Source organism: Streptomyces sp. NBC_00887 (genome assembly GCF_045207585.1).
Genome location: NZ_CP108788.1, coordinates 8,973,331 through 8,986,770, shown reverse-complemented (window position 1 = coordinate 8,986,770; position 13,440 = coordinate 8,973,331). Strand labels below are relative to the sequence as shown.

General features: G+C 67.6%; 9 protein-coding genes and 1 pseudogene. 2 read left to right on the top strand and 8 right to left on the bottom strand.

Annotated elements, in window-relative coordinates; all coding sequences use genetic code 11:
• Nucleotides 1-4 precede the first annotated feature (4 nt).
• The 4 genes and pseudogenes from OG844_RS40995 to OG844_RS40980 form a co-directional block, all read right to left on the bottom strand.
• The gene (locus tag OG844_RS40995; protein WP_406388267.1) at nucleotides 5-3,256 is read right to left on the bottom strand and encodes a GH92 family glycosyl hydrolase; all 3,252 of its coding nucleotides are present in this window, start codon (nucleotides 3,254-3,256) and stop codon (nucleotides 5-7) included.
• A 408-nt stretch (nucleotides 3,257-3,664) separates the two neighbouring features.
• A complete protein-coding gene (locus OG844_RS40990) occupies nucleotides 3,665-3,928 on the bottom strand; it encodes a hypothetical protein (RefSeq protein WP_406388269.1) in 264 nt (87 codons plus the stop codon).
• Nucleotides 3,922-4,389, bottom strand: a pseudogene (locus tag OG844_RS40985) (trehalase-like domain-containing protein); the annotation flags it as partial. The gene OG844_RS40990 and the pseudogene OG844_RS40985, both read right to left, overlap by 7 nt.
• 554 nt (nucleotides 4,390-4,943) lie before the next feature.
• Nucleotides 4,944-5,714, bottom strand: coding sequence for a hypothetical protein (locus OG844_RS40980; RefSeq protein ID WP_406388270.1), 771 nt, complete (start codon nucleotides 5,712-5,714; stop codon nucleotides 4,944-4,946).
• Nucleotides 5,715-6,204: 490 nt separating this feature from the next.
• On the opposite strand from OG844_RS40980, the gene OG844_RS40975 reads away from it, so the two are divergent.
• Nucleotides 6,205-6,516 (top strand): CU044_2847 family protein, encoded by a 312-nt coding sequence (locus OG844_RS40975; RefSeq protein ID WP_406388272.1) that lies wholly within the window; start codon nucleotides 6,205-6,207, stop codon nucleotides 6,514-6,516.
• A gap of 6 nt (nucleotides 6,517-6,522) precedes the next feature.
• Entirely contained in the window at nucleotides 6,523-10,626 is a 4,104-nt protein-coding gene (locus OG844_RS40970; RefSeq protein WP_406388274.1) for a trypsin-like peptidase domain-containing protein, read from the top strand.
• A gap of 52 nt (nucleotides 10,627-10,678) precedes the next feature.
• On the opposite strand, the gene OG844_RS40965 is transcribed toward OG844_RS40970, so the two are convergent.
• The 4 genes from OG844_RS40965 to OG844_RS40950 form a co-directional block, all read right to left on the bottom strand.
• A complete protein-coding gene (locus tag OG844_RS40965) occupies nucleotides 10,679-11,626 on the bottom strand; it encodes an IS481 family transposase (RefSeq protein WP_406388275.1) in 948 nt (315 codons plus the stop codon).
• 101 nt (nucleotides 11,627-11,727) lie between these two features.
• Complete coding sequence (locus tag OG844_RS40960; RefSeq protein WP_406388276.1) at nucleotides 11,728-11,877, bottom strand: hypothetical protein; 150 nt, start codon at nucleotides 11,875-11,877, stop codon at nucleotides 11,728-11,730.
• Between the two features lie 196 nt (nucleotides 11,878-12,073).
• Nucleotides 12,074-12,202: a hypothetical protein gene (locus OG844_RS40955; RefSeq protein WP_406388278.1), complete on the bottom strand. Its 129-nt coding sequence runs from the start codon at nucleotides 12,200-12,202 to the stop codon at nucleotides 12,074-12,076.
• Between the two features lie 368 nt (nucleotides 12,203-12,570).
• Complete coding sequence (locus OG844_RS40950; RefSeq protein WP_406388280.1) at nucleotides 12,571-12,744, bottom strand: hypothetical protein; 174 nt, start codon at nucleotides 12,742-12,744, stop codon at nucleotides 12,571-12,573.
• Nucleotides 12,745-13,440 lie beyond the last annotated feature (696 nt).

The window sequence follows — 13,440 nt, the reverse complement described above, 5'->3', positions numbered from 1 at the left end:
CTCTCTAAACGAGCGTCATCGCGTAGATCTCGACGCGGGAGTCGTCCGGCAGCGAGACCGAACGGACCGTCTTGCCCCCGTCGAGCTCGGCGGCCGTACCGAAGAGCCGAATGGACGGCCCGTCGACACCGCTGCCCCGCTTGATGCGGTGCGGCATGTCGAGGACGACCGTGCCGCCGTCCGGCGCGGAGCCCGCCCAGTCGCCGAACGTCACCGGTGCCTCCGTGCTGCTGCCGTCCGTGTAGTGCACGGTCAGTGTGGTGGTCACAGGACCGTTGTGCGCCGAGCCGACCAGCCGCAGCGCACTGTGCTGTCCGGCGGGCAGCAGGAGGGCCTGCCCGCTTGCTTCGAGGAAGTTGTTCGCCGTGCCGGTGGGGTCCGGCGCGTCGTACGTCACCCCGTCCCACGTGACCGGCCCCGCCTTGGGCAGCAGGTCGCCGTCATAGCTCCAGCCATGCCCGTCGAAGTCGCCCTCGTCGGAGTTCGCCACCGTGGCCGTGCCGTCGTGGCCGAGGTCCGCGCGCAGGTCCACTGCGCACTGCCCGTTCGCCTCACTCGCGCAGGTCGTGGCGGCTCCCACCGCGACGGTGGCCTTGCGGGTGACCGAGTTCGTCCCTCGGCCCGCGACCTTCACCTCCACCGGGTAGGACCCGGCCGCGACGCCCGGCGGCACGGTGATGCCGAGCGACACCTCCTTCTGCACCGGGAGATGACCGGAATCGATCACCAGTGGTGAACGCTGTGCCGTCGTGGCCTTCCAGCCGCTGGGCACCTTCGCCGTGACCGACACGTTCAGCTTGCCGGGTGCCTGCCCGAGGACGTCCAGCGTGAACTTCGCGATCTGTGCGGCGTCACCCGTGGGGACGACCGCCGAGGCGGGACGCAGCGACGCGTCGACGTGCTTGCGGCTGTCGGGGGATGCCTGGTTGACGGAGGGCGGCTGGGCGCCCTTGCCCGTGCCCCATGAGGAGGGGGAGGTCCCGAGCCGGTGGGCAAGGGTTCCGCCGTGCGCGAGCTTGTTCCAGCTCAGCCAGGTCTGGGGTACGTCCCGGCCGTTCAGGGCCACGCTCTGCACGTACCGCTTCGTGTCGCTCGCTCCGGGTGCCTCGATCGTCAGCGTGCCGCCCTGACCCTTGGTGCCGGACGCCTTGGGGTAGCTGCCGATCCGGACGGTCGCCGACTCGAACTGCGGGCTGGACACGGCCAGGAAGTCGCCGCCGCTCATCGTCGGGTAGAGGCCGAGGGAGGAGAAGACGTACCAGGCCGACATGGTGCCCAGGTCGTCGTTGCCCGTCATCCCGTCCGGCCCGTTGGTGAACAGCGTCATCGCCGCACGCACCACGGTCGCGGTCTTCGCCGGGGCGCCGACCCAGTTGTACATGTACGGGGCGTGCAGGTCCGGCTCGTTGTTCGGGTTGTACGTCGGCTTGCCGTAGTAGTCGTACGGCTGCGAGATCCAGTCGTTCCGAGCGGTGCCCGCCGGGTCGGTGAGCAGTTTGTCGTGGACGAAGAAGGAATCGAGCCGCTTCTCGGTGGCGCTCCGGCCGCCCATCAGGCTGACGAGACCAGCCGGGTCCTGCGGTACCAGCCACTGGTACTGGTACGCGCCGCCCTCATGGAACTGGTGCGCCGCCTCGACCGGGTCGTACGGCGTGAGCCAGGTGCCGTCGGCCGTCCGCGGCCGGAACTGCTGGATCGAGGAGTCCCACAGGTTCCGGTACCACTGCCCGCGCGTGGCGAACATCCGGGCGTCCGACTTGTGTCCGAGCCGGTCGGCCATCAGTGCGAGCGACGCATCGGCGGCGGAGTACTCCATCGTCGCCGACGCCGGGTGCTTGCAGTCGTTGTCGCCGCCCTTGTCCGCGCAGTCCTTGCCGAGCTCGAGTCCTGACGGGATGTAGCCGCGCTCGGTGTAGTGGTCCGATCCCGAGCGTCCGTTGTACGGCGAGTCGGCGGGCGGGGTGCTGGTCGCGTTCTTCTTCAGCAACGCATAGGTCTCTGCCTCGTGTCCGGCGAGCAGACCCTTCGACCAGGCCTCTACGAGGAAGGGCGTGACGGGGTCACCGGTCATGATGTTGGTCTCGCTGTTGGCGAGCGCCCAGCGGGGCAGCCAGCCGCCGTCCCGGCCAGCCGCGACGACCGACAGCGCGACGTCCCGGGCGACCTTCGGCTCCAGCATCTGCAGAAGCTGGTTCTGCGGCCGGTAGGTGTCCCAGAGCGAGAAGTTCTGGTACGGCGTGTAGTCCTTTGCCGTGTGCGTCTTGTTGTCGAACCCCTGGTACATGCCGTCGACGTCACCGGCGAGGTTCGGGTGCAACTGGCTGTGGTAGAGCGCGGTGTAGAAGGCCTTCTGCCGGTCCGCCGCGCCTCCGCCCACCCGGATGGAATCCAGCTGCTTCTTCCAGGTGTCCTGCAACGCCTTGCGCGTGCCGTCGAAGTCGAAGGACTCCTTGGTCTCCGCGGCCAGGTTCTTACGGGCGCCCTCCACACCGGTGTAGGACAGCCCCACCTTGAGGACGGCGTCCCGGTCGGTGGTCGCGTCGAAGGTCACCCAGGCGCCGTTCTGGCCGCCTCCCTCCGCGTCTCGCGTGCCGGGCTCGGGGTCTGCGCCGTCCCATGTGCCGTAGGCCTTGAAGGGCCGGTCGAAGGTGGCACTGAAGTACACCGTGTGCTCGTCGTGCCCGGCGCAGAAGCCCCCGGCGTGCACCCGGCCCTCGATGGTGCGGTCACCGACGACGTGCACCTCGGAGTCCAGCACGGACTGGTTGGCCTTGCCCGTGTTGAACAGGACGTTGGCCGAACCGGTGGAGGGGAAGGTGTAGCGCTGCCACCCGGTGCGCTCGGTGGCGGTGAGTTCCGCGTCGACGTCGTACTTCTTCAGTCCCACCCGGTAATAGCCGGGACTGGCCTGCTCGTCGTCGTGGCTGTACGGGGAGCGGTAGGCGTTCGGGTCCACGGAGTCGACCGCGCCCGTGGTCGGCATGATGGGCAGCTCGCCCATGACGCCGCAGCCGACGCCGGACAGGTGCGTCTGGCTGAATCCGTAGATCGAGTCCTGCTTGTAGTCGTATCCGCCCTGGCCGCCGGTGTCCGGACTGACCTGAACCATGCCGAACGGCGCGCTCGCCCCGGGGAAGGTGTTGCCGAAGTTCTGGGTTCCGACGAACGGATTGACCAGATCGATCGGTTCCGCGTCCGAGGCGGCGGCGGGCTGGGCGATGCCGACCACTCCACCACTCACGAGGACGGCGGCCATCAGACCGGCTGTTATACCGGAAGCACGGGGACGGAACGGTCTGAAAGCAAACCGCATGGGGTATTTCCCTTCGAATCCTGACCGACTGACAACGTTGTCACTCTGTTCGTTGGCACCGTAACCCCCCACCACCCCGGATGTCACTGGCTGAGCGGGGGGCAAATCCTGACGCGATGAATCGATTCTGCAGAACGGGGCGTCGACAAGTGACCTGCCTGCCCTGGCGCGCGGCCGGCCTGCGAGGCGGATGCGCCACCCAACGGCACACGGAGGTGGGCGTAGCCCTCGCGGCCGGAGAGGAACCGCGCGACGGCTTGGGCCGAGACCTCGTCGGGCACGTCGAGGTACAGGATGGGACGGAATCCCCAGACTCGGAGCGCCAACCGGTAGCCGCTGGCGAGCGGACAATCACGTGAAGCCGAGATCCGGCTCCGCCGGCTGCTGAACGTGCATCCGGGCCAAGTCGGCGGAGAACGGAGTGGGGCCGAGCAGCTGCCGCTGCCAGGCCCGTCTGATCAGAGCGTGGAGCGTGGCGGCCTCCAGAGTCCTTCGGACCGTGCGCGCTATGTAGTTGGCCCGGAACTGCGTCAAACCCTTCTCCCACGCGTACTCCCCGGTCGTTCCCTCGGCGGCGGCCATCCGGATCAGGTGGTACTCCGCAGTCTTCAGCATGCGCGGCTGGGTGGGTGCGGACGGTGGTGTCCGACTCGGCGTCGAGGTAGAGAGCGTGCGGGGCCGGCGACGGCCGAGGCCCGGCCGTCGGTGACCGTGATCCGGGGCGTCGTTCCCCCGTAGTCCATCCGAGGCCGGAACTCCGAGCGCACCGTCATCTGTCCGGTGAGGACCTGGGCGATGCGGATCAGGCGGGGCTGGGTGGTCCGCGCGTCCCAGGGCGGCATGAAGTCGGTGATCTGCAGGGTGCCGTCCTCGGTAATCCAGAAGCTGTCCAGGACGAGGGAGTCGCGCTGGTACTGGCGGTGGTCGGCGGGAGCGGGCAGCCCGTCGTCGGCGGCGGGTCCCAGCTGCCGGAAGCCGTGCTCACGGGTGCCCAGGAGCCCGGCGAACGGGGCCGGGCTGTCGAACCGGGGCAGACACCCCCAGTCCACGCTCCCGGTTCTGCTGATCAGGGCGGCGGTCTGGAGGTCTCCTACAGGGCGTAGTTCTCGATGGGCTGCTCATGATGGTCCGTTCGTTGCGGCTCGGTGGATCATGGGGTGCTGCGGGCGCTTGGTGCGCATGGTGGAGAGGGCGGCGGCCCGGGCGAGGTGCCACGGCGTGCTGCTGGTGCCCGCCGGATAGCCGCCGGTGCGGAGGTGGGAGTCGATCAGGGCGTGGAGGACACCGTCGCGAGGCCACTGGGGAGCCCGGTGGTCGCGGTATGCGGTGAGCGCTCTGTGTCGGGGTTGCCAGGAGTTCCGGTCCGCCGGGCAGGGCGCGCACAGCGGGCCAGCCCTCCACGAGGGTTGCGAACGGCCGTGTCGCTTGGACGAGTTCGCGGGGCAGGGCGGGCGCGGGGCTTGGACTGGGCGATGAGCCAGGCCAGCCCGCTCGCCGTGTCGGGGTGGCAGGCGGTGACGATCTCGATGATGGACGCGGCGGCGAGGACCGCGGGGTCGACACCCTGGTCGTGGGCGAGTTGGTGGGCGACGGTCCGGGTTTCCGCCGCGAGGGCGTCCTCGGGCGCTCTTCAGTCGCAAGAGGGTAGATCGGAAACGCTCAGCACAAGCGCCGCGGTGAGGATCTGCGGTGGCTTCGTCGACATCAGCTGCTGCTGATCGAGCAGTGCGAGACGCCTTCGAAGGCGTACATCGAGTTCGACAGCCTTGCGGCGGAGGCTCTCGGCGGACTCCTTGGGCTTTTCGCCCCTCCGTTCCTTCTCGGCGGCTGCCGCAGCATCGAGGAGCAACCGCTCGGTCTCCGAGGTCAGACGCTTGGTCACCAGTTCCCGGGTCCTGATCAACTCCGCCAGGCGACGGGGCTGGACCTCGGCCAGGTATTCGGGAAGTTGGTTGGCGATGATCCAGCTGGTTGCCTTGTCCTCGGCGTCTGCGAGCCAGGGAAGGCCACATGCAACGTGGGTCGCCGCGCCGTTCGGCGCCGCGGCACAGTCCAGGTAGGGCGCGGGGCCGGCCGGGTGCACGGTGCCGTGGCTGTCGACGTAGGCGTAGGCGAACCGTCGGGCCACCGACTCACCGGTGGCGTCCGCGACCTCCTCGACGACCCCGACGAGGAGGTGCGCTTCCTTGAGGGTGGCTGAGACGAGGACGGTGCCCTGGTTCAGCGCGCCCCCGAAGTTCCGGATGGTTTCGTCCATGACGGCGTCGTGCAGCGGGTGGCCGGGGGCGAGCAGGTCGGCGCGGGCGCGGTCGTCAGGCTGGACGTGGCTAAGGTCGAAGGAGATGCGGTTGTACTTGGTGGCGATCGGTCCGCTGCCTGCCGAGCGGATGTGCTGGGGCACGTTGGCTATCTCGTAACGCCCCTGTTCGCGCTTGACGATCCGGCCACCGAGCCGGGTGAAGGCGTCCTTGAAGGTCGATTCGATGTAGTGCGGCTGAAGACGTAGAGAGCGGGCTGCCCACCTGCCCTGAGACGGAGGTCACCCGGTCGCCTGGGTCACCCGCCAGAGCTGGTCCCTCTCACTTGGTGCGGCCGAGAAACACCCCTACAGTCCCACCTCTTGGGACCTACCCGAGGAACGACAGCCGCACCCGGCGGTCCGCATTATCGACGTTCGTATCCACCAAACTCCGTTAAGGCAACCCCAGGGTATCCGGACCCACGTGGACCTGATCAGTACCGTGGCTACCCTCGACCGCGATGAACTCGGCGGGGGCAGCACGGGGAAGGAGCAAGAGCGACGCATCGGGCAGCCCGCGCGGTCAGCCAACTACCCATGTGAGCGACGGCTTGGCTCTAAGCTGTGTTCGCAATCTATCGAGGGGGCCGCAATGGCAGATCAGGTGGTGTCGTACGCGCTGGACGACGAGACGGTCATCCGGTTCGAGATCGAGCCGACAGACGAGTTCCACCAGGTCAGCGCCGCAGAGATCGTGGGCCAGGTCCGCGAAGCGGTACGGCCGGCTGTGGAAGCCGCCCGGACAGTACTCGACCAGGCTGTGGCGCTCCGCCCTGCGGAGGTCCAGGTGAAATTCGGCATCAAGGTCAGTGGGACGGCCAACTGGCTCGTGGCCAAGGCTTCGACGGACGCGAACTTCGAGGTGTCCATGGTTTGGCGACCCGAGGCGGCGGACGGGGCCTGAGCCTCGATGAACGCCGCTGTCGGTTCGGGCCCGCGCCCGGGCACCGATGCCTGGGTAGCCGCAGCACACGGCACGGAGCACGACGAAAAGGCCCTGGGATCCGGCTTCCTCATAGACGACCATCGGGTGCTTACCTGCGCGCATGTCGCATGCCCAACGTGGGAAAGAACGCGGGAGCTGTGGGTGGCCTTCCCCAAGTCGGACCAGTTCATGGACCGGCGCTTCCGAGTACGAGATGTGTTCGCGCCGGAAGCTCCAGCAAAGCACCGCGCGCAGGACGTAGCCGTCCTCGTACTCTCGGAGCCGGTCTCCGGTGAGCCGGCAGGGCGACTGCGGCGGCCGACGCCTTCCGCCCTCGTAGGTGACGCGTGGTGGGCATTCGGGTTCCCCGACGGCGACCTATTCGGCAATTCGTCGGACGGGACGGTCGGCGAAGCGCTCGCCTACGGGTGGGTGCGACTCGACACGGCATCGCGTTATCCCGTCAAGCCCGGCTATAGCGGTGCCGCATTGTGGTCATCGACGTACCAGGCGATCGTGGGTCTGGTCGGGCAAGCCAGCGGCTCGGGTGACGCCCGAGCCTTTACGCTCTATCAGGCCGATAGGTGTCTGCCCGAACAAAAGATCGCGCTGCTCGCCGACTGGTCGGCCGAGGCAGCGGGCGAAACAGCGCTCGCGGCGTGGGGCTGGACGCTGGACGACGACCCGGAAGCTGGCCGGCACTGGAAGCCGCGCGCCCGCGGCGTGAGCACCGACTCCGAAAAGGGCTTCCGGTTCCGAGGCCGCACCGCAGCGCTCGCCGAGATCATCGGCTGGATGACCTGCGTCACCGCACCGCGGAAAGTCTTGATGGTGACCGGGTCACCCGGCGTGGGCAAGTCCGCAGTACTCGGGCGCGTGGTCACCTCAGCAGATTTCGGTATCGCCGCGTCACTCCCGGCGGATGACGACGCCCTGCGTGCCCCCCTCGGTGCGGTCTCCTGCGCCGTTCACGCCAAGGGAAAGACCGCTCTCGAGGTAGCCGAGGAGATTGCCGCTGCGGCCTCGGCCGCGCCACCCGAACGCGCGAGCGACCTGGCCTCCGTACTGCGGGCCGCGCTGTCCGAACGAGCCGCCTCCGCGCAAACGCCCTTCGTCATCGTCATCGACGCTCTTGACGAGGCCACCAGCGCGCAGCAGGCCCGCCTGATCGCGCGACACATTGCCATCCCGCTGGCTGAGACTTGCGCGGATCTCCATGTCCGGGTTCTAGTTGGTAGCCGCCGCAGGGACGACGCCGGTAGCTTGCTCGACCCATTCGGCGCGGCGGTCCGTGTCATCGACTTGGACACTCCCGAGTTCTTCGCCACAGCGGACCTCGCCGCGTACACCATGGCTACGCTCCAACTGTTGGGCGACGAGCGGCCCGATAACCCATATGCCGACAAGCGCACCGCGCGCCCGGTTGCTGCCCGCATCGCAGAACTCGCCGACGCGAACTTTCTCGTGGCCGGTCTCACCGCGCGCGCTCACGGCCTGCACGATACTCGCGCTGTTGCGCCCGCAGATATTGCCTTCACGCCCACCGTCGCTGCAGCACTGGAGGAATACCTCTCACGACTGCCTGCAGTTGACGGCGCTCCGGCGGCTGATGCCCTAAGCGTCCTGGCCTACGCCGAGGCTCCAGGGCTCCCACTGCCGTTGTGGAGCGCTGCAGTGGAGAAACTTACGGGCCACCACCTCACTGAGAACCAGCTCCGTTCTCTGGCACGCTCGTCAGCCGCGAACTTTCTCATCGAGAGCGGCGTCAGCGATCAGAACACGGGTGTGTTCCGGCTATTCCACCAAGCCCTGAATGACGCGCTGCGGCAAAATCGCGCGCAGCTCGGATCGAACGTGACCGACGAGCGCGCCCTCACGCGCTCCTTCATCTCCTACGGCCGACGGCTGGGCTGGGACCGTGCGCCCGCGTACCTGCTGCGTTCGCTACCCCGGCACGCCGTGGGCGGCCGGGTCATCGACGAGCTGCTTGCGGACGCGGAGTACGCGCTCCACGCAGATCTGCGACGCCTCATCCCGGCGAGCAGTTCGGCGGTCTCCCGGGCGGCCAAGGAACGCGCCCAGGTTCTACGCCGGACGCCGCAAGCCATCGACTGTGTCCCCACCAGGCGCGCGGCCCTTTTCAGCGTAACCGAGGCGCAGGAAGGATTCGGACAGGTCTACGGGCCCTTGGCAGTGAAGGGGCCATACCGAGCCGAGTGGGCAGCAGTCGCCTCCCGCGCCGAAGACGCAATTCTAGAGGGCCACAGCGGCGAGATCCGCGCTGTATGCGCCCTCGGCCCCCCGACCGGCACCCTGCTCGCCAGCGCCGCCGGCGACGGGACCGTCCGGCTTTGGGACCCAGTGACCGCCCGGACGGTACGACGCCTCACTCCCAAGTTCGGGCGCGTCAGTGCGATGTGCGGCCTGATCGTCGACGGGCAGACTTACCTCGCTCTCGCTGCGGACAGGGACGTCTGGCTGTGGAACGAGTCCCTGCGACGCGCAGCGGGGTACCTGCGCGGCCACGTCAGCTCGATCCGAGATCTGTGTGCCTTCGAAACGGCCGACGGGCCTCGCCTTGCAACAGGGAGCGCGGACGGAACAGTCCGGATCTGGGATCCCGCCTCCCGAGAGTGCACAGCGGTCCTGTCGGAGCACGGCGGCTGGGTCGAGAGTGTGTGCACGGTAGCGGTCAACCACGGAACTCTCCTGGCGTCGGGCGGAGACGAAGATGACCGCTCCATCATTCTCTGGCGTCCCGACACCGGCGAACGCGTCCACATCCTCGAAGGGCACGAGAGTTCCGTCATCGCCCTGTCCGCGGTGGAGATGGGAGATCACACCCTGCTGGCAAGTCTCGGAGACGACAAGACGGTTCGTCTGTGGGACCCGATCAGCGGCTGGTGTGTAAGTACCCTCCCCGGGGAGGACCTGGCCTTTAGACTGCGCGCCCTCACAGTCGAGGGAAAGTCGCTGCTTGCCAGCCCGAGCGGCGACCTGGTCCGACTGCTGGACCCGGAGAGCGGCCGCATCGCCATCACCCTCCAAGGCCATTCCGACTCCGTGGACTCCCTCTGCGTGCTGCACGTCAACGGCCGAGACCTGATCGCCAGTGGGGGCGCCGACCACACCGTGCGGCTGTGGGACCCGTCGGCGCCGCGCGCCAGCAGTGTGAGCGCTGTACGCGCGCTCTCCCCCGCATCCAGCGGTAACGGTTTGCTATTGGCCGCTGGCGGTGACGACGGCGTGACCCAACTGCGAGATCCTGGCTCTGGCTCGGTCGTCAACTCGTTGAGTGGAAATCACGACTGGGTGCGGGCTCTATGTACCGTGACCCACCTCAACCGGTCGTACCTCGCCGGGTGCGGTGACGACGGAGCAGTGTGGCTGTCCGACCTTACGGAAGCCGTGCCGCGGTCGTCTCGACGTCCAGGCAACAAACCCGCCTACACCGTGTGCTCCGTGCGCGTCGGCGACCAAACGCTACTAGCTACGGGCCACACCGACGGAAGCGCATGGCTTTGGGACCCACTGAGCAACGAGACCGCACACTTTGCCCGCTTCCATAGCGGGATCTACGCCATGTGTCCCCTGGAAATCGCTGGCCAACCATACGTCGCAACGGCTACGGACGGTCAGGACGGCGCGGTGTGGTTGTGGGACGCCACCTCTGGTCAGCGCCACAAATTGGTCGCCGCAACCGAGACCCTTGCAATGTGCGCGCTGCCCATGATGGGGCAGACCGCGCTCGCCACCGCGCACGCACATGGAGAAGTGTGCCTGTGGGATGCCGCGCGTGGCGAACCCATCGGAGCCCTCTCAGGCCACTCGGGCGCAGTAAACGCAGTGAGCATGATCGGTGAGGGCGGGACATTCCTCGCCAGCGCCAGTAGCGACAGGACCGTACGCCTGTGGGACGTGTCGGGCCAAGCGCTGGTTGAAGAGATTCCCGTACATCATCCTGCACTTGCCGTCACATGGGTGTCACAGCGGCTGATCGTTGGGCTCGACCACGGGCTCCTCGCACTATCGCTAGGGGAGGTGAGTAGTACACCGCCGGTGGGTGAGCCGGAACACCTGAGGCTTTGAATGTGGACAATCGGCCGAACCGTAGCTACGCGCTCCCGTTCCCTACTGAGGGCTAGATGTATTGCCCCTCAGCGTTGTTGACGCGGCTGATCGGCGGGTGTCCGTCGAGTGCGGTGTGGCAGCGGTGGTGGTTGTAGGTGTGCAGGAAGTCTGCCAGGGCCAGAGACCGTTCGTCGTTGCTGGTGTAGGGCCGTAGGGAGGCCCATCCGTCGAGCAGGGTGCGGTTGAACCGTTCGACTTTGCCGTTGGTCTGGGGGCGATAGGGCCGGGTGAGTTTCCCGGTCGCTTCCAGCTTGGTGAGGGCTGCTTTCCAGGCCAGGCCCTTGCGGTAGGCCCAGGCGTTGTCGGTCAGCACGCGTTCGATGCGGGTGATGCCGTGGCTGTGGAAGAACGCGGCCGCGCGGGTGAGGAAGTCCGCGCAGGTCGCAACCTTCTCGTCGGGATGGATCTCGCTGTAGGCCAGGCGGGAGTGGTCGTAGACGGCGGAGTGGACGTAGTCGAAGCCCATCTGGCTGCGGGTGGCCCGGCCGGCCTGGCGGCCAAGGGTCTTGTGTCCGCCGCCGTCGGGGATCCGTCCGAGCTTCTTCACGTCGACGTGGATGAGTTCGCCGGGCCGTTCGCGTTCGTAGCGGCGGATCACGGTGCCTGTGGGGCGGTCGATCCAGGCCAGCCGGTGCCGGGTCAGGATGCGGTGGACGGTCGAGGCGGGAAGGCCCAGGACCGGGCCGATCCGGGCACGGCCCAGCTTGCGGTCGGTCCGCAGGCGGCACACCCTGGCCTCGACGTCGGGCGAGGTGAGGTGCGGTGTCGTGAGCGGCTTGCTGGACCGGTCATGGAGCCCCGCCTCACCCTCGTTCCGCCAGCGGCGCATCCCCTTGTGCGCCGTTGCCCTGGAGACGCCCATCTCCGCAGCAACGTGCGCGACAGGACGGCCCGAACAGACACGTTCGACCAGCAGTCTCCTGCCAAAGACGGTCAGCCGGGCATTACGGTGGGACACGAAGACCTCCAGTGCGGTGCAGTCCTAGACAGCTCCACCACACCGGAGGTCTGCGCCTTTGATCAAGACCCCTGTGTCAACAACGCTCGTGATCAATACAGCTAGACGTTGCTCGCCGCCGGGTCGTTGAGGACGGCGTTGACTGTGGACCAGCACAGGTCGGCTGTATCGAAGTCCGCGCTGTGCTTGGCTCGCTTCTCGGCGAGCGGGTGAACCAGATTGCGGTAAGTCCGCAGGAGTACCGAAGCCAACTTCGCTTCTTGATCGATCCATCCATTGCCGAGGGCATTGCGGAACATGGTTTTGCATGGGTCAGCATCTAGGGGGACTAGTCGTCACGGAGAGTGAGTAGCCTCCCGTGGTCACCCATAACGTCGCCTTCGCCCGGCGGTCTCCCGCGCCGCGGATGGCGAGGTGAAGGGCAAGTTCCTCGGCCGTGCAGGTGGGCTACAGCCGCTGCCCGCGTTCAAGTTCACCGGCGAGATCACCGGCGGCGCCACCGGAGGTCGGCGCGACGGCCAGCTTCGGAAGACAGGCGAACGCTCCCCAGTGGCCATCGTGCTCGTTCAGCACCACGGGCGCGTCACCGGGAGTTGCTCGCGCGTCCCCCAGGCCTACATCGCCGCGCGGCACCGCTCGCCCAGCCCTGCCCAGAGCTTGGGCTCGCTCAGTTGGTGCGGCCGGACATCACCCCTACAGTGACGACACACGCAGCCCTACCCGAGGAACGACAGCCGTACCTGCCGGTCGGCATTGTCCCTGTTGGTATCGACCAACATCCGTTACGGCAACCCGCAGCGTACCCTCACGGTTGGTCTGCACGAACAGTCCAGTGCTGCAATGGAGTTGCGCGCGCTCCTACTTCAGCAGAGGGCCGAACGTGACTGGGGTGAACATGTCGCCGCGACAAGACCAGAAGGACTCACTGTCGAATCGACCGACCGTCACCGGCTCCCGTAGTCCTCGACCAGCTCGCCGATCACAGCGAGGAGCGCGTCGGCCCGGTTCCGATCCTTACGCTGGTCGCGCAGCCTGTGGTCAAGTCCCCGCAGGCCGGACACTGCGGCCGGATCACGGCGCCGCATCGCGTCCAGCCACGGCGTGCTGACGAGGTCCATGCACGTGGAGAACAGGAGCCGGGTGGACGGGGCGGGGCGCCGGGTCGGGGGCGGCGAACCCCGTGGTCACATAACGGGCCGGTTCGGTCAGACTCCAGCCGACGAAGGTACCATCCTGGACGAGGAGTGCCACGTCGGGGCGATTCAGATGCGTGCCTCCAGCAGCTCGTCAAAACCGCGAGGTCACGCAGACAGGTCAGCACGGCGTCCTCCGGGGCACGGCAGAGCTCGGTCGTCACCTCCAGTCGGAAGTCCCGGGCCTCGTCCACGCGAAGACCTCCCGGGTCGATAGCGGGGGTCAGGGATGGCGGGCAGAGTCCTCGGGGTCGGCGGCCTCACCGAAGACCTGGAACTCGGCGCCGGCCAGGTCTTGGTCTTGGCGGTGGACCCGGGACTCATCAGGCGCTTCCCAGCCACGGCCCACTGCCGAAGGTATCCAGATGGAACGCGCCGCGCTCCTCTACGTTCGAATACTCCGCGATGCGCACGCGGAAGTCCCGGAAGTCGAAGCGGGGTGAGACACAGCAGTTCGCCCGCCACCATCACGGTCGATTCCGCCCGGTGTCGAGTGGTACACCGCGTCCGACTTCTTGAGTCTTTCCAGAACCATTTCCTCGGTGAAACGACCGTCGCCTCGGCCGCAGGCATAGCCCCACCGGTACACGCCATTCCGGCCCGGTCGACAACCTGCGCGCC

Bases quoted from the DNA above. Each gene is read 5' to 3' on its own strand.
- OG844_RS40975 (WP_406388272.1), top strand. From the start codon at position 6,205: ATGGCAGATCAGGTGGTGTCGTACGCGCTGGACGACGAGACGGTCATC.
- OG844_RS40970 (WP_406388274.1), top strand. From the start codon at position 6,523: ATGAACGCCGCTGTCGGTTCGGGCCCGCGCCCGGGCACCGATGCCTGG.
- OG844_RS40950 (WP_406388280.1), bottom strand. From the start codon at position 12,744: ATGGACCTCGTCAGCACGCCGTGGCTGGACGCGATGCGGCGCCGTGAT.
- OG844_RS40990 (WP_406388269.1), bottom strand. From the start codon at position 3,928: ATGCTGAAGACTGCGGAGTACCACCTGATCCGGATGGCCGCCGCCGAG.
- OG844_RS40995 (WP_406388267.1), bottom strand. From the start codon at position 3,256: ATGGCCGCCGTCCTCGTGAGTGGTGGAGTGGTCGGCATCGCCCAGCCC.